This window comes from Kosakonia quasisacchari (assembly GCF_004331415.1).
GTDB classification, from domain to species: Bacteria; Pseudomonadota; Gammaproteobacteria; order Enterobacterales; family Enterobacteriaceae; genus Kosakonia; species Kosakonia quasisacchari.
Window position 1 is genome coordinate 41,918 of the sequence record NZ_SJOP01000008.1, and the last position, 20,883, is coordinate 62,800.

General features: G+C 49.9%; 18 protein-coding genes. 10 read left to right on the forward strand and 8 right to left on the reverse strand.

The annotated features are described in order from the left end of the window. Positions 1-108: 108 nt before the first annotated feature. Together E0L21_RS10310 and E0L21_RS10315 are read right to left on the reverse strand one after the other, a co-directional pair. Positions 109-1,341: a sensor histidine kinase gene (locus E0L21_RS10310; protein WP_131409153.1), complete on the reverse strand. Its 1,233-nt coding sequence runs from the start codon at positions 1,339-1,341 to the stop codon at positions 109-111. A gap of 23 nt (positions 1,342-1,364) precedes the next feature. Next, complete coding sequence (locus E0L21_RS10315) at positions 1,365-2,060, reverse strand: response regulator transcription factor (protein ID WP_131409155.1); 696 nt, start codon at positions 2,058-2,060, stop codon at positions 1,365-1,367. A 99-nt stretch (positions 2,061-2,159) separates the two neighbouring features. On the opposite strand from E0L21_RS10315, the gene E0L21_RS10320 reads away from it, so the two are divergent. From E0L21_RS10320 to E0L21_RS10330, 3 genes are all read left to right on the forward strand, one after another. After that, a complete protein-coding gene (locus E0L21_RS10320) occupies positions 2,160-3,815 on the forward strand; it encodes a phosphoethanolamine transferase (protein WP_131409157.1) in 1,656 nt (551 codons plus the stop codon). Between the two features lie 197 nt (positions 3,816-4,012). Next, positions 4,013-4,360, forward strand: a complete 348-nt coding sequence (gene yajD / locus E0L21_RS10325; RefSeq protein ID WP_013365700.1) for an HNH nuclease YajD — start codon at positions 4,013-4,015, stop codon at positions 4,358-4,360. Positions 4,361-4,496: 136 nt separating this feature from the next. Further along, entirely contained in the window at positions 4,497-5,531 is a 1,035-nt protein-coding gene (locus E0L21_RS10330) for a S66 family peptidase (protein ID WP_131409159.1), read from the forward strand. Positions 5,532-5,625: 94 nt separating this feature from the next. Here E0L21_RS10330 and E0L21_RS10335 read toward each other — a convergent pair whose 3' ends face one another. Together E0L21_RS10335 and cspE are read right to left on the reverse strand one after the other, a co-directional pair. Further along, a complete protein-coding gene (locus E0L21_RS10335) occupies positions 5,626-7,539 on the reverse strand; it encodes a methyl-accepting chemotaxis protein (RefSeq protein WP_131409162.1) in 1,914 nt (637 codons plus the stop codon). A 648-nt stretch (positions 7,540-8,187) separates the two neighbouring features. Next, positions 8,188-8,400, reverse strand: a complete 213-nt coding sequence (cspE, locus tag E0L21_RS10340) for a transcription antiterminator/RNA stability regulator CspE (protein WP_086874224.1) — start codon at positions 8,398-8,400, stop codon at positions 8,188-8,190. Positions 8,401-9,170: 770 nt separating this feature from the next. Here cspE and E0L21_RS10345 point away from each other — a divergent pair. Both E0L21_RS10345 and E0L21_RS10350 read left to right on the forward strand, forming a co-directional pair. Then, positions 9,171-9,653 carry an RES family NAD+ phosphorylase gene (locus tag E0L21_RS10345; RefSeq protein ID WP_131409164.1) on the forward strand — a complete coding sequence of 161 codons (483 nt, stop codon included), beginning with the start codon at positions 9,171-9,173 and terminating at the stop codon, positions 9,651-9,653. An 8-nt stretch (positions 9,654-9,661) separates the two neighbouring features. Continuing rightward, on the forward strand, positions 9,662-10,156 hold the full coding sequence (locus tag E0L21_RS10350; protein WP_131409166.1) for a hypothetical protein: 495 nt from the start codon (positions 9,662-9,664) through the stop codon (positions 10,154-10,156). Positions 10,157-10,213: 57 nt separating this feature from the next. Here E0L21_RS10350 and E0L21_RS10355 read toward each other — a convergent pair whose 3' ends face one another. From E0L21_RS10355 to crrC, 3 genes are all read right to left on the reverse strand, one after another. Next, on the reverse strand, positions 10,214-13,327 hold the full coding sequence (locus tag E0L21_RS10355; RefSeq protein WP_131409168.1) for a multidrug efflux RND transporter permease subunit: 3,114 nt from the start codon (positions 13,325-13,327) through the stop codon (positions 10,214-10,216). Positions 13,328-13,364: 37 nt separating this feature from the next. Continuing rightward, a complete protein-coding gene (locus tag E0L21_RS10360) occupies positions 13,365-14,288 on the reverse strand; it encodes an ABC transporter six-transmembrane domain-containing protein (RefSeq protein ID WP_131409170.1) in 924 nt (307 codons plus the stop codon). 269 nt (positions 14,289-14,557) lie between these two features. Further along, positions 14,558-14,944 carry a colistin resistant protein CrrC gene (gene crrC, locus E0L21_RS10365; protein WP_131409172.1) on the reverse strand — a complete coding sequence of 129 codons (387 nt, stop codon included), beginning with the start codon at positions 14,942-14,944 and terminating at the stop codon, positions 14,558-14,560. Positions 14,945-15,401: 457 nt separating this feature from the next. Between crrC and E0L21_RS10370 the strand changes: the two genes are divergently transcribed. Together E0L21_RS10370 and E0L21_RS10375 are read left to right on the forward strand one after the other, a co-directional pair. Next, the gene (locus E0L21_RS10370; protein ID WP_131409174.1) at positions 15,402-16,106 is read left to right on the forward strand and encodes a response regulator; all 705 of its coding nucleotides are present in this window, start codon (positions 15,402-15,404) and stop codon (positions 16,104-16,106) included. Next, entirely contained in the window at positions 16,103-17,176 is a 1,074-nt protein-coding gene (locus tag E0L21_RS10375) for an ATP-binding protein (RefSeq protein ID WP_131409176.1), read from the forward strand. The genes E0L21_RS10370 and E0L21_RS10375 overlap by 4 nt, the downstream gene beginning before the upstream one ends. Here the strand turns inward: E0L21_RS10375 and E0L21_RS10380 are convergent, their stop codons facing one another. Beyond that, positions 17,177-18,109 carry an ATP-grasp fold amidoligase family protein gene (locus E0L21_RS10380; RefSeq protein WP_131409178.1) on the reverse strand — a complete coding sequence of 311 codons (933 nt, stop codon included), beginning with the start codon at positions 18,107-18,109 and terminating at the stop codon, positions 17,177-17,179. Positions 18,110-18,481: 372 nt separating this feature from the next. Here E0L21_RS10380 and E0L21_RS10385 point away from each other — a divergent pair, with 372 nt between their 5' ends. The 3 genes from E0L21_RS10385 (at position 18,482) to E0L21_RS10395 (ending at position 20,868) form a co-directional block, all read left to right on the forward strand. Continuing rightward, positions 18,482-18,757, forward strand: a complete 276-nt coding sequence (locus tag E0L21_RS10385; protein ID WP_131409180.1) for a hypothetical protein — start codon at positions 18,482-18,484, stop codon at positions 18,755-18,757. A gap of 107 nt (positions 18,758-18,864) precedes the next feature. Further along, complete coding sequence (locus tag E0L21_RS10390) at positions 18,865-19,275, forward strand: ASCH domain-containing protein (protein ID WP_131409436.1); 411 nt, start codon at positions 18,865-18,867, stop codon at positions 19,273-19,275. Between the two features lie 414 nt (positions 19,276-19,689). After that, positions 19,690-20,868: an esterase gene (locus tag E0L21_RS10395; RefSeq protein ID WP_131409182.1), complete on the forward strand. Its 1,179-nt coding sequence runs from the start codon at positions 19,690-19,692 to the stop codon at positions 20,866-20,868. Positions 20,869-20,883: the final 15 nt, after the last annotated feature.

Genomic DNA, 20,883 nt, shown 5'->3' on the forward strand with positions numbered 1-20,883 from the left:
TGCATCTCCTGAAGAAAGATTTGAGCGCGCAGTATGCGAAAAGAGTTGTCAGGAAATTGTCAAAACCGTATCGAAAACAGAAACGTATTGGTAAACAGCCGTGACGGGTTAGCGCGTGCGCTGCATATCCAGCGTAAAGCGGCAGCCTTGATCTGAGCTTTCGACCGTCATGCGCCAGCCAAGATGCTCCACAATGCGTTGCACAATCGATAAGCCAAGCCCCTCGCCATGTTGCTGCGTGCCGGACTGAAAGCGCTGAAAATGGTGCGGATCGATACTCGACGGCAGGCCTGGGCCGGTATCAGAAAGGGTCAGGGTTGCGCCATGCAACGCCAAACGTATCTCTCCTGCCGCGGTGTACTGGCAAGCATTGCGAAGCAGGTTCCAGAAAACGCTGCGCGCCAGTTCAGCATTGGTCTGTAAGTGGATTTGCTCCGCGGCGTCCAGTATCAGCGCGACGGGCTTTTTTGCCATCCAGGGCTGGCAGCGCGCAATGCACTCTTCAAGCAAAGGGCGAAGCGCGACCTCGCTGCGCGGCAGAGTTTGCGGATCGCGCGAAAGCAGCAACAGACAGGTCAACTGGCGCTGCATTTCCTGAGTGGTGCGCAGGATCCGCTCCGCACCAGGCACCAGATGGCTGTCGGCAGGTAACTGGTGCACGATGGTTTCCGCCGCTCCGCTAATGATCGCCAGCGGTGTGCGCAATTCATGACTGGCATCGCCGACAAAGCAGCGCTCACGCTGGAGAAAGCGCTCCAGTTCATCGCTGTGTTGGGCAAACGCGCGCGCCAGCACGCCGATTTCATCACTCGCGTCCTGGAAAGGTAACGGTTTTTGATTGTGCTCGACGGCATTAGCCAGCTGTGTGATGGGAACCGTAACGCGAGCCGATGTTAAACGGCCAATCCAGAAGGCGCCAAGCACACACAACAGAATGATAAGCGGCGCGAAGCCGTCAATTATCCACTCCAGCCAGGCGTAATGTTGGCCATCCTGTAGCAGGTAGTAGCGTTGTTGGTGCTGCTCAAATACCAGCAAGTGTCGGTCGGCAGGTTCCTCCAGACGGTGGTAGCCCGGTGTGTACTGGCGTAACACATCAGGCGCGGTTTGTGCGTTATAGAGCTGGCTGTCTTCAGGCAGGGTGGGGAGGATGCCGTTGGCAATCTCCTCTTCCAGCCGGGGCGCTTCATCGTGCAGGCTTTCTGACATCACCCAGGCGCGGAGTTCGTCGTAGTCGAGTTGCTCAGCCACGACCACAAACGCCATAACTGCCACCATCAGCAGTACAAACGAAATGGTAATGCGCGTATTGAGCGTCATCTGCTGGTAAAGGGATTTCATGGTGGATGTTCTGCCTCTGGTGATTATTCTGCGCAAGCCTCCCCGGGCTTATGCAGGCGTAAACCGATGCCATGTACCGTTTCTATCAGCGCAGATGTGAAGTTTTTGTCAATTCGCTGGCGCAAGTCATGAATATGTGTGCGCAATGCGCCGCTTTCCGGTGGCTCGTCGCCCCAGAGCAGGTACTCCATCTCCTGCTTTTTGACGACAGCGGGTGCTGCGCGCATCAAACTCAGCAGCAATTTATGGGTGGTGGGCGTCAGGTTAATAGTCTGGCCTTGCCGCCATGCTTGCGGTGCGCGGGTATCTACCAGCAGATCTTCCCAACTTAATGTGCCTTGCACCTGCCGCCCCTGGGCACGGCGCACCAGCGCCTGGATACGTGCGTCCAGCTCTTTGAGTGAAAAGGGTTTTACCAGGTAATCGTCCGCACCCAGCGCAAAGCCCTGCACGCGGTCATCAACCGGATCGCGCGCGGTCAGCATCAGCACCGGTACCGGGTTTTGATATTCACGGCGAAGTTTGCTGCATAGCGTCATACCGTCCAGGCGCGGCAGCATCAGATCCAACAAGATGGCATCGTAGTCATTCTGCGTGGCCATACGCAGACCGGTGGCGCCATCACGCGCGTCATCCAGCACGTAGCCCAGCGGCTCAAAGAATTCGTACAGGTTGGCCACCAACTCAGGGTTATCTTCGATAATGAGCAGGCGAGTCATAGAAAACCGGCATTGGGAAAAAGGAGCCGACTACCTTAACAACTTCCTGACACTGGGGCGTTGATACTGCGCACATTTCTAACCCATTGAGAATTGCGCATGTTTCAACGTCTGTCATCGTTTCGGTTCAACCCGGTGCAACTGACCTGGGTCGCCGCTCTGTTCTTTACCACCTTTGGCAATATTGCGCTGTGGCAAACGCTGTGGTCCAAAGTTGAGATCACTAGTCTGCACAATTTGCTATTTTTCATCAGCTTGCCGGTTTTCCTGTTCTGCTTTCTTAATGTGCTGCTGACACCGGTAATGATTTTGCCGTACTTGCGCAAGCCCCTGCTGGTGGCGTTGGTCGTTATTAGCGCCAGTTGCAGTTATTTTATGCTTCGCTACAACGTGCTGATCGACCGCAGCATGGTGCAGAATTTCTTTGAAACCAATCAGGCTGAACTCACCTCGTACCTTTCTGTTCCGCTGGTGCTTACCCTGCTTTTTCTCGGGGTGCTGCCTGCGGCGGTGATGGTGTTGCTGCCCGGCAAAAAAATCGGCCGTCCCTTACAAAACCTGTTCTGGTGGCTATGCCATATTGTGGTGACGTTAACCCTTTTTGCCGCTGTGATCCTCGCGTTCTACAAGGATTACGCTTCACTACTGCGCAACAATATGCAGTTAAAAGACCAGGTGCTGCCGTTTAACGTTGTCCGCAATACCAACGGCTACCTGAAACGTAAATACAGTGTGAAGTCGCAGCCGTTACGAACTGTGGCTGAAGATGCAACGCGTACGGCGACGGGCGAGCGGCCAAAGCTGGTGATTGTTGTGGTCGGGGAAACCGCGCGGGCGCAGAACTTCCAGCTTAATGGTTATGCTCGCCCGACCAACCCAACGCTGTCACAGCGCGAGGACATCATCAGTTTCAAACATGTCTCATCCTGTGGCACGGCGACGGCCATTTCGCTGCCGTGCATGTTTTCGCGCATGACCCGTTCGCAATACAACGACGTGCGTGCCGCGACGGAAGAGAACCTGCTCGACATTCTGCAACGCACCGGCATCCATATCCTGTGGCGTAACAATAATAATGGCGGCTGCAAAGGTATCTGCGAGCGCGTGCCGACGGATGATATGCCCGCGCAGAACATTGCCGATCTCTGCGTTAATAAAGATGGCACCTGTTATGACGAGGTGCTGTTGCATCAGCTTACTGCGCGCATTGATGCAATGGCGGGGGACGCATTAATTGTGCTGCACCAAATTGGCAGCCATGGGCCAACGTACTTTGAACGTTACCCGATAGAGGCCAAAATCTTCAGTCCTACTTGTGATAGCAATCAGATTGAGAAGTGCAGTAACGAGGCGCTAACCAATACTTACGACAATACGCTGGTCTACACCGATCGGATGCTGAGTAAAACCATTGCGGTGTTGCAACGCTATTCAGCTCAGCGCGATGTGGCGATGATTTACGTTTCCGACCACGGCGAGTCTTTGGGCGAGCGGGGGATGTATCTGCACGGCACGCCGTACATTATTGCACCTGAGCAGCAAACACATGTCCCGCTGGTGATGTGGCTTTCGCCCGCGTTTTCACAGCATTCAGGGCTCAGTCTTTCCTGTCTGCGCAGCAATGCCGATAGCAACAGCTATAGCCATGACAATCTCTATCACTCGATTCTCGGGCTGTTCACTGTGCAAAGCAGTGTTTATCAACCCGGACTGGATATGTTTGCCGGGTGTCGAACCGCCATGCAGTCGAAATAGAGCGGTTGCCAGCGCGCATTCGCCTAAGCGACGTAAAACTGCCTGCGTAATGCGTGCGCGTGTATCTGTTTGAAAATCAGGCTCTCTGCGGTGCTTTGCCAGCAACGTCACCGCAGCGGGTTACGCCAGTGCGTCTCTTTCTGCTCTATTTTGGGATATAGTAGAAAATTATCTTTTTATATCAGGTGGCACTGGCAATGGCTTTGATCCCAAAAAACTACGCGCGGCTGGAAAGCGGTTATCGTGAGAAAGCACTTAAAATTTATCCGTGGGTGTGTGGACGCTGTTCACGGGAGTTTGTTTATTCGAATTTACGTGAATTAACGGTTCACCATATCGATCACGACCATACCAATAACCCGGAAGATGGCAGCAACTGGGAGTTGTTATGTCTGTTTTGTCATGACCACGAACACTCGAAGTACACGGAAGCCGATCAGTACGGGACTACCGTGGTGGCGGGGGAAGACGCGCAAAAAGATGTCGGAGCAGCAACCTATAACCCGTTTGCCGATTTAAAATCGATGCTGAATAAGAAGAAGTAACGCCAGCAACGTTTGCTTCAGCCCGCAAAAATCAGTGCTGTGCCGGTAAATAACATGTCGTCAGGCGTTGCTGCAAGTAAGACGGCTAAACAGGCTTTGCCCGCAAGCTGGCAGGTAAGTACAGACAAGGATCCCAATGATTAACTTCATAAAGCCTCTTCTGGCACCGCCTCTTCAGGTCGGAGACACCATTGGTTTTTTCTCATCATCAGCGCCGGTAACAACCACGGCGCCAAATCGTTTTAACCGTGGAAAACGATTCCTCGAGGAGAAAGGGTTTCGTCTTAAAGCCGGTCAACTGACCGGGAAGTCTGATTTCTATCGCTCCGGCACGATTGCTGAGCGAGCGCATGAGTTCAATGCGCTTATCCGCGATCCGCAAGTCCGCTGTGTGATGTCGACAATAGGGGGGAATAATAGTAACGCCTTGCTACCTTTTGTGGATTATGATGCCCTGAGAGCAGACCCTAAAATAATTATTGGTTATTCAGATACCACCGCTTTGCTTGCCGGAATTTATGCGCAAACAGGATTAATTACCTTTTATGGCCCGGCATTGGTTGCTTCATTCGGTGAATTTCCGCCTCTGGTTAACGCTACATATCACGCTTTTATTGAAATACTTTGCGGACAGAATAACGGTCACTTCGACTATGTTTTGCCGGAAAAATGGACTGATGAACGGCTTAACTGGGATGATATAGAACCAGTACGTTCTAAAACACTTTATGCTAATAACTGTCGGTTTATCGGGCAGGGATTACAAAAAGGGCGAGTTATTGGCGGCAATCTTAATACGTTATCAGGTATCTGGGGCAGCGAATGGATGCCTGAAATACGATCCGGTGACATTCTGTTTATTGAAGATAGCTTAAAAGACATTGCAACTGTTGAACGTTCATTTGCCATGCTGAAACTTAATGGTGTGTTTAAAAAAGTTTGTGCGATTCTTCTTGGCAAACATGAGTTGTTTGATAACGCGGGAAGCGGGCGGACGCCTTACGATGTATTACGTGAAGTATTAGGTGATGAAATCGTTCCGATCGTTGATGGTTTCGACTGTTGTCACACGCATCCGATGCTGACATTGCCCCTTGGTGCAACACTCGCCATTGATTTTGACACTCAAAAGGTCTCCATCGTCGAACCCTATCTGTCAGACATGAAATAGGCAGCCACTGTAAGCTGCCACCTGTTTATGATAAACGCCCTGTGCCGCTATCCGTGCCCTCTTCATCAGAAGGGCACTTTGGATAGGATAAATGTCAGAACGATTCCCAGTCAGCACTGTGACCTGTCGACGTTGCTGGTTTCAGATCCGCCTTGCGGTGATTCGCCGCTAATGTGTGTTTTGGCTTAGCAGTGCCAGATTGCAGTTTGAACACGGAAACCAGTTGCGTAAGCTGTTCAGCCTGCTGTTCCAGTGATAAGGAAGCCGCAGACGACTCCTGAACCAGCGCGGCGTTCTGTTGTGTCGTTGAATCCAGCTCGGTGACTGCTTTACCAATTTGATCGATACCTCTGCTTTGCTCTTCCGAAGCGCTTGAGATTTCATTCATGATACCACTCACATTCGTGACAGATGAGACAATCTGCTCCATGGTCGTCCCGGCTTTATTGGCCATTTCTGAACCCGTCACCACACGCTGCACGGACTCTTTTATCAGACCTTCGATCTCTTTAGCGGCCTGGGCACTGCGCTGCGCCAGGCTTCTCACTTCTCCGGCTACTACGGCGAAACCGCGACCCTGTTCACCTGCACGTGCCGCCTCAACGGCCGCGTTAAGCGCAAGGATATTGGTCTGGAAAGAGATACCATTTATTACGCTGATAATATCCGTGATCTTATTTGAGCTTTCGGTGATCGTTTCCATTGTGCTGACGACATCCCAGACAATTTTCCCACCCGAGCGCGCATGTTCTGCCGCCATCCCGGCGAGCTGGCTGGCTTCGCGCGCATTATCGGCATTGCGCTTAACCGTCGAGGTCAACTCTTCCATACTGGCTGCCGTTTCAACTACCGCGGCAGACTGCTCTTCTGTGCGGGAAGCCAGATCAATATTGCCTGCTGAAATGTCTGAGGAGGCATTGGCAACATGCACGACCGACTCTTTTATTTGGGTGATCATTTCACGAAGTTTATCGTTCATCACGCCCATCGCCAGCGTCAGACGGCCCAGTTCATCTTTCGATTGAGGCTCAATGGTTGCGGTCAGGTCGCCTTCGGCAATACGTTCTGCCAGTGTCAGATTGTGTTTGATCTGGCGAGTCATCTGCCGCGTAAGCAGCCAGGCGACCAGTAATCCTGTCAGCACAGCACAGAGGGCGACCACGCCCATAATTATCATTACCCTCTGAATGATATCGATATTTTTCTGTGTCTGGCTGACAACCAAATCCGAGGTAACGGTATTAATTTTCTCTGCCACAGCGGTCAATTCTGTCGCCGCCTTCTGAGATTCTTTCAATGCAGCCGCATACGCCACGACATTTCCCTGCATTGCGTTGAGGAATGCCTGCGCCATCTCTTTGTCTTCAGCAGTAAATGTCACGTTTTCTGAATGGAGGGTTTTTGTGGCGTCATCATATTGGCGGGCAAAAATATCCATGCCCCGCTTACCGGCGGATGACTGGATTTCATACGCCGTTACCCAAATGTTATGCAGGAGATTAAGGAGTGATATCTCACTCTTTGATGTGTTTTCCTGCTGTTCGAGGCGAGTATTGAACTGATCAAGCAGGGTTTTCAGATCGGAGGAGGTCAGTTGCTGTGACTGCTCAAGGGTCACTTTTTCCAGCTTAACGAAAGTGTCACGCTGGTTTGCATAATCAGGAATCGTGCTGCGTAGTTCATCAAACAACACGCGGGCATCGTTGTCCCAGGTGAAGTCCAGGCCAGTAATCGCTTTCTGGTCCATTTTTTCAATGGCGGCTTTGTTCGCCTCAAGGGATTTTTCATCGTGGTTTAATTGGTACGTCAAACGGTTACGTCGTGCGGTATTCAGTTCGGTACTGATTTCATTGATTAATTTTCCTTTTAGTGCGTGGTCGCGGATATTGCTTGATTGCTGAATGCTGATAAGTGAGGACAGAACAATAATAATTATCAAAACTGCAAATCCACCAAACAGCTTGGCAGCGACAGGCAGGTTTTTTATTGACGGTAACAGCTTTGGCATAGAGGTATCCTCAATAATAATTCTTAATATTCAAAAGACGGTTTCATTTTCACTTCTTATCAGGTTGCAGGTGTCTTCACTTCTTAAGAGGACGCTGGAGAGATGGCTTATCAAATTACTTATCGACAATTGCCGCATTTTTTTTAATGAAAAAAGAAAAAAATTACAGATGGGGGATATATTTTAAATAAATGAAGAACATTGCGTTATGGATGTGAGGGGATAAGTGCGTGCTTATTCTATTACCGTGGTAATCATGATCCGGCAAATATTTTTGATCTCCACTTGCCCGCATGATGGAATATATTATATGCGTTGCCATTCTCACAGTAGGGATTGTGAAATTGCCGATCAGCCAGGCATCTAATTAGTGCACTATGCTCTTTGGCGATAGCAAAAAATTATAGTCGGTGGGGTTTCAATACATATTGCCCTGATGGGATATTTCTTAATGCCGCTTTTCTGGTGCCCCTGGCCTGCCAAAACTGGAGTGGGCTACCCGTGTTTTCCAGCAATGTTGTCAATGGAGCCGAAACGAAGGCAATAAAAAACCCGCACCAGGCGGGTTTATTTTATTATCAGTCGCGCTTAACTGCTCAGGCGGGTGCCTTCATCGCGTTTGTAAGCATCGCTGATAATTAGCGCGGCTTACAGCGCTGTAACGTTGCCAGCTGCAGGGCCTTTAGCGCCACTTTCGATGGTGAAGGAAACTTTCTGACCTTCATCCAGTGTTTTGTAGTTGTCGCTCTGGATTGCAGAGAAGTGTACAAACACATCTTTGCTGCCGTCGTCCGGAGTGATAAAGCCAAAACCTTTATCAGAGTTGAACCATTTTACTAAACCAGTCATTTTATTAGACATAGATATTTCCTTAATTAACGAGCCACTAAGCGCGGCGATAATGGCCTGTAATGATAGAGTGACTTATTTGGCACTTAGGAGGAGGCTCATGAAGAAGGGTATCTTTGGATAACTCTTGAACTGAGGACTGCTTTACTAAAACTGCTTTCATAAGGTCTGTATTCCAAACCGGTGACGCTATTAAGACATAGCAAAATGGGTTTGGCAACCTTTATGTTTTTTTATTTTAACCAGTTACACACCCGGATGGCTGAATGTCTGTCAGTTTGGCTTGTCTGTAGGTACTTTCTTAAGCCTGTTATTTCGCTGAATTTGAGCAAAACTGCGTTCCCCATTGCGCTTAGCGAAGTACAATAAAAAGGCCACCTCAAGGTGGCCCTGCTCGTCATTTCCTCGGTTTACCGGCGTCCGAGCGTTTCTCACGAACCCTTCCGTCATTGTTGCGATCGCGAGGTTGTTTGCCACCACCAGGTTTAGGTACGACTACGTCTGGATTAAGTGGTCTTCTGTCAGCCATGTTTCCGTCCCCAAAGAATGGCAAAAGTGCCACCAACCGTGATACGCCTCGCTTGTTTACCTGGCAACGCGGATCAGACTACATATTGAGCAGCATCAAGTTTATCCTTTGCGCAGGAAGAGGCGTGTTGTACGCAGGCCAAATTTAACGCCATGCACATCCCGGTCATTCTGGCCGGGACTCACCAGAAGAGTATGGTCGTGGTCAGCTACTGTAGGATATTCAAGTCCGCAGAAACGATTTTAGGGGTTTTATGGATCTGACCAATTATCTCACAGATGTCGATGGGGTTTTCTACCGGGCAATTGACCCGGCTTACCGGAACGTTGCTTTATCCGGCTCCAGGGGGCCAGGCCGCTATTCAAACAGCAATCAACCGACACTCTATCTGAGCTCATCGCCTGCAGGCGTAGAGGCAGCTATGCGTTCCCATCGTGGCAACAGGCGCGTTAGCCTTGAGATTGTCGAAGTCAGGGTCATTGCGAATAAAATTTTTGATCTCAGGAATGCAGATGCCGTGCTGGCTGCGGGCATTAACCTTCACGATGCGATTGCGCCATGGCAGGAAATGGTGAAGGAGGGTGGTGTTCCTTCCTCATGGGCTGTGCGTAATCGTCTGGAATCACTTGGGGTAAACGGTTTAATTGACCCGTCTCGTAAAGCGCCTGGGCTCTGGCACCTGGTGCTTTTTTCCTGGAATAACAACAGCCAATCTCATGTGAAGATGATTGAATAAACACCGACATGATGGCAGAGCAACAGGCACTGCTGCCGGGTAAAGTGCGTGACGACCAGACTAAACGCCCGTCACGAAGCCGCTTTTGGCAATTACGTCGCGGTGTTGTCTGGCAATTTTCCCTTCTTGCGAAACTCGTTCACATTCCCTTCTTGTTGGCGGGCTATCTTCCCTCTGGTGACGTTTTTTTAACCACAAACACGGAGAACAGCATGAGAAGATTAATGAAGACATTTATTGCCACTGCCTTTATGGTCTGTGCCTTTTCTGTTATTGCTGCAACAGACGGGGATGTAAAACCACCGCCTTTACAAAGAGATAGCCCGCCCATGACGGGGCCTGCACCTCTTGTGTATGGCGTCGTTCAGCAAACCACCACGCCGGTTGATGCGTTAAACACTGTGGTTAAAAATCTTCCGGCGCTGGAAACTGGGAAGCGTTATGAAGTCAGGCTGGAGGTGAGGGAACTGGCACCCGCGCCGCCTGTTCCCCCGGCACCATAACTCACGCGTGTTTAGCCCCTTACTGGGGCTTTTAAACAAGCACTTACTGGATTCTGTTTATACGTTACTCTTTCGTCCCTTTAACAAGCTCAAACGCCTGTCAAAAAATGCTGTTACCGCGATAAAAAATACCGGCACGAAGAACACCGCGAACAACGTGCCGCTGATCATGCCCCCGAAAACCCCTATGCCAATCGCATTCTGCGTGCTGGCGCTGGCTCCGCTGGCGAGTATCAGAGGAACAACGCCCAGCGTGAATGCAAGCGAGGTCATCAAAATCGGACGAAGCCGTTGTCTGGCCGCCAGTAACGTTGCTTCCAGCGTGCTCATGCCCTGGCCGCGTAGCTGACGGGCAAATTCGACAATCAAAATGGCGTTTTTGGCTGAAAGACCAATCAGAGTAATCAACCCAACTTTGAAAAATACGTCGTTGGTCATATTCGCGGCGCTAACGGCAATAAGCGCGCCGATAAGCCCCAACGGTACGGCCAGTATCACAGAAAATGGAATTGACCAGCTTTCATAAAGCGCAGCCAGCACCAGAAATACCACCAGCACAGAAAGCATGATTAACCCCGGCAACTGGGAAGCTGAGGCCTTTTCCTGCAATGAACTGCCAGCCCACTCACCGGTAAACCCTGGCGGTAATGCCTTTGCCAGCTGCTCCATGGTTTTCATCGCATCACCACTGGCGTGGCCCTGAGCGGCGCTACCGGTGATGCGGATAGCCGGATATCCTTGATAACGATTGAGTTGCTGGGGTGCCTGCCGCCATGACGAGGTAACAACAGCAGAAAGCGGCACCATTTCCCCCTGTCTGTTTTTTACGGATATTTTTAACAGTGTTTCAGGCTGCATTCTGTAGGCCGCATCGGCCTGCACAATCACCTGCTGGACACGGCCAGCATTGGTGTAGTCATTGACATAGTTTGAACCCGAGGTTACAGAAATGGCCTGATTGATCTCCTCAAACGATACGCCTAACGCTTCCGCTTTTTCCCGGTCAATATTCAGGGAAATAGAAGCGCCCTCGGGTAATCCGTCGATGTACACGTCCGAAAGCTTTGCACTCTTGTTTGCCTGTAAAACCAGCTTGTCTGCGACCTGTTTCAGCGCCTGATACCCTTTACCCGCACGGTCTTCAACATAAAATGTGAACCCGGAAGAGGTGCCCATATCGGAGATGGCTGGTGGTAGCAGACTCATGGTTACCGCGTCGGGTACGGATTGCATTTTCGACTGGATGAGATCGGCTTCATCCTGGGCTGCAATGCCCTTGCGAGATGGCCAGTCTTTTAATGTCGTAAAGGCCAGTGCGGAGTTTTGTCCCGAGCCAGAAAAACCGAAACCTAAGATCATAATATTGCTTTCAATGGCTTGCCGGGCTGCGACCTCATCTTCATAGCGTTTCACCACCGCGAGAGTGCGCTGCATGGTGGCTTCGGAAGGGAGCTGAATGGAGGACATAAAATATCCCTGATCCTCTTCGGGTAAAAAAGAGGACGGCAGCGTGATTAACCCCATCAGCAGGGCCGCACACAGCGCGGCATAGAGCAGCATCATTCGCCCGGTTCGCTTTACGACATACCCCAAACCCGACGCATAACGTGAAGACAACGTATGAAAATGACGGTTAAACCCGGCGGCGAATTTGCCCGGTGAAGACTTTTTATGCGGTTTCAACAAAGAGGCGCAGAGCGCGGGCGTGAGCGTTAAGGCTAAAAAAGCGGAGAGCAGGATGGATACCGCCATGGAAACCGTGAACTGGCGGTAAATCACCCCGACCGAACCACTGGCAAAGGCCATCGGGATAAACACGGCGGTGAGCACCAGCGTGATGCCAATAATCGCCGGTGTGATTTCCTGCATCGCTTCACGGGTCGCATCGCGTGAAGAAAGGCCTTTTTCTGCCATCAGCCGCTCAACATTCTCGACGACGACGATCGCGTCATCGACGATGATGCCAATCGCTAACACCATGCCAAACATGGTCAGAATGTTGATTGAATACCCGCTTAATAGCATCACGGTAAATGTCCCGAGAAGCGCCACCGGAACAACAATGGCCGGGATGAGCGTGCACCGGATGTTGTGCAGAAAAATCAGCATTACCAGAAAAACCAGCACCATTGCTTCGGCTAACGTTTGTACCACTTTCATGATCGACACCTTGACAAAAGGGGCGGTGTCGAACGGAACGGTAAACCCCATTCCCTGCGGAAGCGCGGTGCTCAGTTCGGCCAGCCTCTGGTGAATTCCGGCGGCGGTGCTAATCGCATTTGCGCCTGGCGAAAGCTGAATCGCTGCTGCCGTCGCCGGAACGCCATTTTCCCGGATGCCGTAGGTGTAACTCTGTAACCCTGATTCCACGCGCGCAATATCGCCGAGCGTCAGACGCGCGCCGTCCGTGGTCGCTTTAAGCGTGATATTTTTAAATTCCTCAACCGAGGTGAGTTGCCCTTTAACGGTTAATGGATAAGTGACGTCCTGGCCTGGCTGCGCCGGCTCGTCTCCCGATCTTCCGGGTGATACCAGCACATTCTGTTGGCTAATCGCGCTGGTTACGTCACTGGCTGAAAGCTGGTAATGGTGCATTTTTACCGGGTCAAGCCAGATGCGCATGGCTTTTTCACCCCCGAATAACTGAACCTTACCCACGCCCGGCACGCGGCGAAGCTCATCGCTAACATTTCGGGCGAAATAATCACTCAGATCCGCTTCCTGATAGGCTCCCGTGATGGATTTCAGACCGACCATCATCAGAAAACCAGACTCGGCCGCTTCAACGCTGACACCGTTTTGTCTCACCGCTTGTGGCAGGCGCGGTTCTACCGTTTTGATTTTATTTTGCAAATCCATCTGGGCGAGTTTGCTGTCCGTTCCGGGTTTAAAGGTCACCGTGATAGACGCCATCCCCGTCGTGTCGCTGGTGGACTCGAAATAGAGCAAATTGTCCACACCCGAGATTTCTCGCTCGAGGAGTGAAACCACGGACGTATTCATCATGTCTGGCGTCGCGCCAGGAAAAGTGACCGAAATAATAATACTCGGTGGGGCGACCGCCGGGTATTGCGCGACCGGAAGATGCGGTATGGATAAACCTCCACTTAATATAATGAACAGTGCAACAACCCAGGCAAATATAGGCCGGTCAATAAAAAACTGTGGCATGAATTAATTTCCGAACATTAAGGCGAGATAATTAAAATCAAGATTTCTGTTGCAGTGATAATGTCCCGCTATCGACATCATCGGTCTTGACGCGTTTACCAATGTCTTTAAGTTGTGAAAACTTCTCAAGAAGCTGCGGTGCATCATCAAGGCTGGTGGCAAACATCCACATGTACGTCATTACCGAATAAATATGCCCGGCATTCACACCCTGGGTTGTTGTCATCAAGATAATGGTCAAGGTAAATAGCAGGGCGATCAAGGCACCGATTGCAAGGTATCCCAGAGCTTCACGATCGGAAAGGCAGATACGCAAACGGGCGAGGGATGAATAATGACGATTAAGCGAGAGCGTGGTGGCTTTATGAACATAGTCCACTTCCTTCTCCAGCCGGTTATTCAGTCGGTTAAACAGCAACTCATTTTTTCGTGTGTAACCCTTGAAAAAGCACGACAGAATAATGACGATAACCATACACATCACCCCGGCGTGAAACTCAATAATGAGCAGCATAATGGCGGCGCCGAAAAGGGAAATAATCGAGGTCATCAGCATCGGCAGATGCATCTCAAAGAAATCAACAAATTCACGGGATAACACTACTCGTGCGGCGATGGTTGAATGATTAAGCTGATATTTACGCTGAGCAATAATAACCGATACGGCCAGACCAGCATAAATGCGCGCAAACGTACGCGTATCGATACTGCGCCGGGTTGCGCCGAGGACCCAGATAAAAAGAATCATTAATCCATAAAGTGCTGCCGTGAGGGCATCTCCCGCCAGAATCGAGTTGATAGCGATGCCCGCCAGCACGGGATACAATAAATAGGTCACATTTTCCGCAATAACCAGGAAAAACGTAATAGAGAGTTTTTTCCAGTTTTTTACGGCCAGGTGTTTTAATGTCCTTTTCACATTTTCAGTAGAGGACGGTGGGTTTTTATTTATCGACGTCATTATAAAAAATTATCTGCCCGGTATGGATGAAGAATCCTGGCTTACCTTTATGCTTAATCATCGATGTGCTTTCATTACGAGCCGATTAAGATATGCGCCTGGATTACACTGCGTTTATGCAGTCTATCGTTTTGATGTTTACGTAGAATGAATGCTTTATGGAGGCAATATGGAGTCGGTTACTTTCCCTGAGATGTAAATAGGCCGGCTTTCTGGCTGCCTGTCACTATTCCCATCGCCAAAGCTCACCGCTTCATATTCAACGAGATTCAGAGGATCCTCAATAACAGATACATAGGCGTGACACCGAGGAAAATAATCAAAAAACACTCATAGTAAAAGCTGAAGTCATAAATATCCGGAAGCCTGAGTAAGAGAATGTTAAAAATCAGAATAAGGTGAAAAAAAATGATCACCAAAAAGAGTGTTACGATAGCCAGCTCTTTCAGTACGCCGGCTTTTTCTTGTATCAAAAACAATAAAAAAGAAGCGATTAACATGGCATAGATAAACGGCGATGAAAGTAGCGTCGCGCCTACTTTTTCCTCAACGTTGTGCATCAAAATAAGCCATAGATAGAACATTCCCCATAACCATAAAGAAAATATCATCAATGAACTGATTTTTTCAACGGTGAGTTTCCGTAAGTGTTTCATTGCTACTTCTACTCCGAGAGAGGGCTTTGCCGGTAATACAATGACACCACACGATCTATTTTACCGTGTTAGCGAATGTCATCTGTTTTCCAGTAGCGCGTTATTTTATATGGCTTACTTTCTATTGTTATCCAGGACTGTGGAAAATTGATTACCCGAGTGTGGAGCGAGTGTGTATGCCTGCCTGGTAAATATTCGCTTGCGGATGTTGCTGTCAGACATTGAGGAAAAATAAGACGCCAACGATTTTAAGTGGATGCAACTTTCGCCGCACAAGCAGGTCTCATGTTCGCTGATGACTTGCGCGTCTGCTGGCAGGCTTCAGAAACAGCTTAGAAAAACGGCATTTGCATGAGTACATTAACCGAACCGGATGTGAATACGACAGCACCGGTGTTTGCTTCAGCGCAAGCCAGGTCACACAATGCCAGCAATATCAGTAGTGAGTGGAGAAATCATGAACGATAACTATCTTATTCTTGTTGCTGAAGACGATGATGAAATAGCGGATATTCTGACCAGTTATATTCAGCGTTCAGGGATGCGCGCACTTCGCGCGGCGGACGGAGAGCAGGCGATAAATGTGTGCCGATTGAAAAAGCCCGATTTGGTGTTATTGGATATACAACTGCCCGTGTTCGATGGCTGGACTGTCCTTTCCTCGCTGCGAAAAGAGAGCAATATCCCGGTCATCATGGTCACGGCACTGGACCAGGACATCGACAAACTGATGGGGCTGCGCCTTGGTGCGGATGATTATGTCGTTAAACCTTTTAATCCCACAGAGGTTGTTGCGCGTATCGAAGCCGTGCTGCGCAGGGCAAAAGCCAGTCACGAACAACTCTACAATAAGCCTATCCGGACATCCTGTTTAACGGTTTATCCAGAAGACTTTTATGTGGAGATCAATGGTTGTGGCGAGGTTATCTCTCCCTTGCTCACAACGACAGAATTCAAACTGCTGGCCTACCTGGCGCGGAACCCCCGCAAAGTCTGCTCGCGTGAAGAGTTACTCAATGCCTGCCTGCCAGAAGGCGATACGCTTGACCGCACGGTTGACAGCCATATGAGCAAGCTGCGCAAAAAGCTGGAAAACTGCGGGTTAAAAGGGGTTCCGGAAAGTATTCGTGGCATGGGTTACCGATTAGGTGAAAACAAATGAACAGAGGTCATCCGTTAAGCCGCCAGGTACTGGCGTTTATGATCTTGCTGACGCTGACGGTTATTGCTGTCTCTGTGATTGGCTCCTATCTGTTTTATACCTTCGTCATTTATTACATTCCCGGCGGGGCAATGGCCGGGAATGAGGATCAGATGACCTATCTTGACTGGTTATGGATCCTGATTGCCTCTTTAATAAGCTTATCCCTCTCGCTTTTTTTTACCGTAAAGCTGTCGGCAAGAATTTTGACCCCGCTAAGCTCTGTGGCGACCAGCCTGCGCAGGATAGCCCAGGGTGATCTGGGTGCGCGGGCGTTTTGCGCCAGCTCGCACCTGGGCGAACTTAATAATCTTGTCAACGATTTCAATGAGATGGCTGAAAAACTACAGACGATGGATGCGCAGCGTAAATCCTGGAATGCCGCCATTGCCCATGAGCTTCGCACGCCGGTGACCATTCTGCGAGGCCGCTTACAGGGGCTGGTTGATGGCGTGTTCGAGCCAAATCCGACCTTGTTTAATAATCTTCTTAAACAAACAGAGGGCTTATCCAGCCTGATAGAAGATCTTCGGGTGGTGAGTTCATCCGGCGGCGCCGAATTTACGTTAACGCTTGTGGATGTTGATTTGCAGGAGATCATTCAGAGCGCGGTGGATTCCTTTGCGCTGGAATTTAAACGCAGCCATTTTACCATCGCGACCGAATTACATCCCCAGCAATGTCAGTGCGATCCGCTGCGGATTATTCAGTGCCTGACTGTCCTTTTCGATAACGCGATAAAATACGCCACCTCTAAAAGCATGATGGTCAGCCACGGCACCAATGAACACGAGAACTTTATTGTCGTTGAAGATAGGGGGCCAGGGATCCCAGAAGAATTTCACAAATTTATGTTTCACCCTTTTCAGCGCGGCGCCAGCGCAAGGGACACCAATCCGGGTGGCTGTGGGTTGGGATTATCGGTGTTGAAAGCCATAATGCTTGCTCACCAGGGCGATGTAACCTACGCGTTAACCGATGAGGGCCATTCCATTTTTAAACTCTCATGGCCCTTACGGAAAAAACACTGATCACGCTTTCTGCGTGCGCAACGGCTGGTTGCTTTGTATCGCGGTCATTTTCCACATCTCACCCAGCCGGGTATCCCACTCTGGCGGTGAGATTTCCAACTTGCCGCGCCGGGGACTGAGGGTGATTTCACTGAAATAAATCACATCGCGCTGGAGCATAAGATCAATTCGACAATAATCGATCCCGGTGGATAGCTCCTGTGCAGCGGTTATCGCCTTATGCAATAATTCCGGTTCGGGGATCGCTCCGGGAGTATTGGGATATTCCATCTGAAAGGGCTGCAATTGCCAGCAGCGATTGTAGACATTAATGAAACCATTACCGGAATCATCGGTAACATCTGCTTCGATAAAACCCGCGATGCCGTGAAAACAATGTATCCTCAGCATTTCAGGTGTTCGGCTTTTGTCTCGTGCTGAAAATAAATCAATGTATTTCTCGCACAATATAACCGGTTTGATGTTTTTATACTGCCATTCACGGGTGGTGTAATACATATTTTTGCGCAGGGCAAAATCAAGCTTCTGTAACGCGCGTGGAATATTGAGTTTATCCTTATCCGTGCATATTACTGCGCTACCGCTATCGTGATTACACTTCAACACAAATTTGTCCGGTAATTGGCTGAAATCGATGCTTTGCACGTTTTTATAGACGCAAAGCAATGTGGGTAACTGTACTCTTTGTGTACGCGCAGAAACGTAATCGCGCACCGCCAGTTTATCTGCCAGTCGCGTGTAAAGCGGGTTATGGTCATGTATCATTCGGTAGCATATTTTCTCGCTTAGCGTCACCGGATTAATCAGATCGGGGGTTCTGCCAGAGAGCCTTTTTAATCTTTTGCTATGAAATTGCTGGTCCTGAACCATACAGGTTAAAAGTTTCCGACCAAGGTACTCGGTGTATTTAATGAAATAAGTAAATTTGTTCATTTTTCCTCCTGCGGACAATGAACATTCTGCAGAGGATTTATTGATTTATATTGCCGCTAATATGGAGCGACGATGGAGTGGCTATTTGCAAAACATTTTTAAATGTTATGAGCAGGTTCTGCTTATTGACGGGGAACGATCACTATTTGTTGCTTAAGCTAAATCTTAACGCGGCTATCGCCATGTCGACTGCTGAAAAAAAAGCTGGCGTCAGAAAGGAAAAACGTGAATGGTCACTGCCGATAGATAGGGAACGATGAAAGAAAAGGGTATTTCTTACCGGCTTAACAGATTACGCAGAAAACAAGTTCAGAATTCGCTTAAGCCAGATATATTACCTGTCAGGTAATCTTTTCTATGAGGGAGTGAGAAATGACAGATTACAGTTTTTATCAAAAAGGTAAGCAAATCGTGGTGCTGAAAAGCGCGGAAGTGGATGCCGCTTCTCAGCTAGTGGCACAGGGCTTCGAGAAACAGTTTGAAGAGGTCAGCGCGACCAGTGAAAAAAACGCGCTTGCCCGCTTTGCGGATATTCGCCGTGATAACCAAATCGATCGTGAAAACTTCCTCGCAGGCGCAGGACCGATGCCGCTTATCGGCGGATTGACGGCCATTATTACGTCTCTTGTGCGCAAAAAAGAGCAGTGATCGAAAATTGAAAGCGCTGCCGGTTATGTTAATTGATGAGAAGTGAGGCCGCGCACAGTTCACCCAAATGCGAATTGCCGCGTAGCTACGCCGATAAAAGGTCCATGATGAAGAGTATTGATAAACTAAAGACGACATATCCCGGCGCACAGGCATGGTCATTCGGCGACAGCCCGGAGATGGCAAGCGCGCTTGCAGGCTTAGTGGTGAGTGGAGTGAAAACAGCCTCCTGCGGCTCGCTTGCCTCGTACCTGGCTGAAGAGCCGGCACCCAAAATCGGCAGTTATCATATTATTCTCAACGGGCAAAATTCCCCGGTATGCGTCATCAGAATGCTATCGATGCGCCTGGTACGCTTTTGCGATGTGACGGAAGCCTTTGCCAGAAAAGAGGGCGAGGGCGATTTAAGCCTTGAATATTGGCGCAAAGAGCATAAAGCCTTTTTTACCCGCGCGGGATTTTTCGCCGAAGAGATGGAACTCGTCGCGGAAGAGTTCGCGGTTGTTGAGGTTCTCTAAACCGGTGCATCAGCGGTTGACCCGCATTTTCCATCCCCCCTCTGCGAAACGCGCCGGGCACGTTTCGCCTGTAAGGCAGCAAATATTCACCTTCAAAATGCGCGCCGCTGCAGTATGTCGACAAGCGCACTGTGCAGAAACGCAGCGTGCTGTTCAGATAACCGTCATCTCTCTCAACCTCGTTCAAATTGGTTAAAAATCCCTGATTTACGCAACATATATCGCAAAACGTGGAGAAAGAGGTTTTAAAAATCCAGCCAATACGCCAACTTTTGCTGCCAGCCTTCGTGAGTAACCTTTATCAGATGCACGTACCGGCAACACGTCGCGGGTGCTGGCGCTCAGGTTGAAGCGTGGTGGGAATGCGTGCTAACGGGTTCTATGTTAACGAGAAAATATAATGAGGGAGTGGATATGAAAACAACTATCACCGGGCTGACGTTTGCTATCTGCACACTTTTGGCGGGCGCGACGCTTCCTGCCGTTGCCGCGCCTTTTCCGGCAACCCCGGACTTATCTATGCCGGTTAGCCAGTATGTGACCCAGGTTAACGCCGATAAAAGTATTACCTTTCGCCTTTTCGCGCCGGGCGCAAAACGGGTATCGGTCGTGACTGGTTCTACCCCGGATAGCTCGGTCTCGCACGATATGCGCAAAGATGAGAGCGGTATATGGTCGTGGAAAAGCGCCACGATGGCTGCGAATCTTTACGAATATTACTTTGATGTTGATGGTTTTCGTTCTGTGGATACAGGAAGCCGGTTTCAGAAACCGCAGCGGCAGGTCAATACCAGCCTGATTCTGGTGCCGGGCAGTATTCTCGATGATCGCGCCGTCCCCCATGGCGATCTGTTGACGGTGACCTACCACGCGAAAGAACTGCGTTCGGAGCGCCGTATGTATATCTGGACGCCGCCGGGTTACACCGGTAAAGGCGAGCCGCTGCCGGTGCTCTATTTCTACCATGGCTTTGGCGATACCGGCCTTTCCGCCATTGATCAAGGGCGGTTACCGCAGATAATGGATAACCTGTTGGCCGAAGGGAAAATCAAACCAATGCTGGTGGTGGTGCCGGATACGGAAACGGACATTCTGCAGGCGATTCCCGAAAATTATCCGCCAAAAGATCGTCGCAAAATGTTCTATCCGCTTAATGCCAAAGCGGCAGACCGCGAACTGATGTACGACATCATTCCGCTGGTCGATGCCCGCTTTAATGTGCGCAAAGATGCTGGCGGACGTGCGCTGGCCGGGCTCTCACAAGGGGGCTTTCAGGCACTCGTTTCCGGGATGAACCATCTGGACAGCTTCGGCTGGCTGGCGACATTCAGTGGCGTCACGACTGCCACCGTCCCGGATGCAGGCGTGACTACTCAGCTCAATAAGCCGCAGGAAGTGAATAAGCAGTTGCATAACTTCACGGTGGTGGTCGGCGAAAAAGATGCGGTCACCGGGAAGGATATTGCCGGGCTTAAAAAAGAACTGGAGCAAAAAGGCATCACGTTTAGCTATAAAGAGTATCCCGGCCTGGGACACGAAATGGATGTCTGGCGTCCCGCATATGCTGAGTTTGTGCAGAAACTGTTTAAATAAGGTATTGCAATCTTG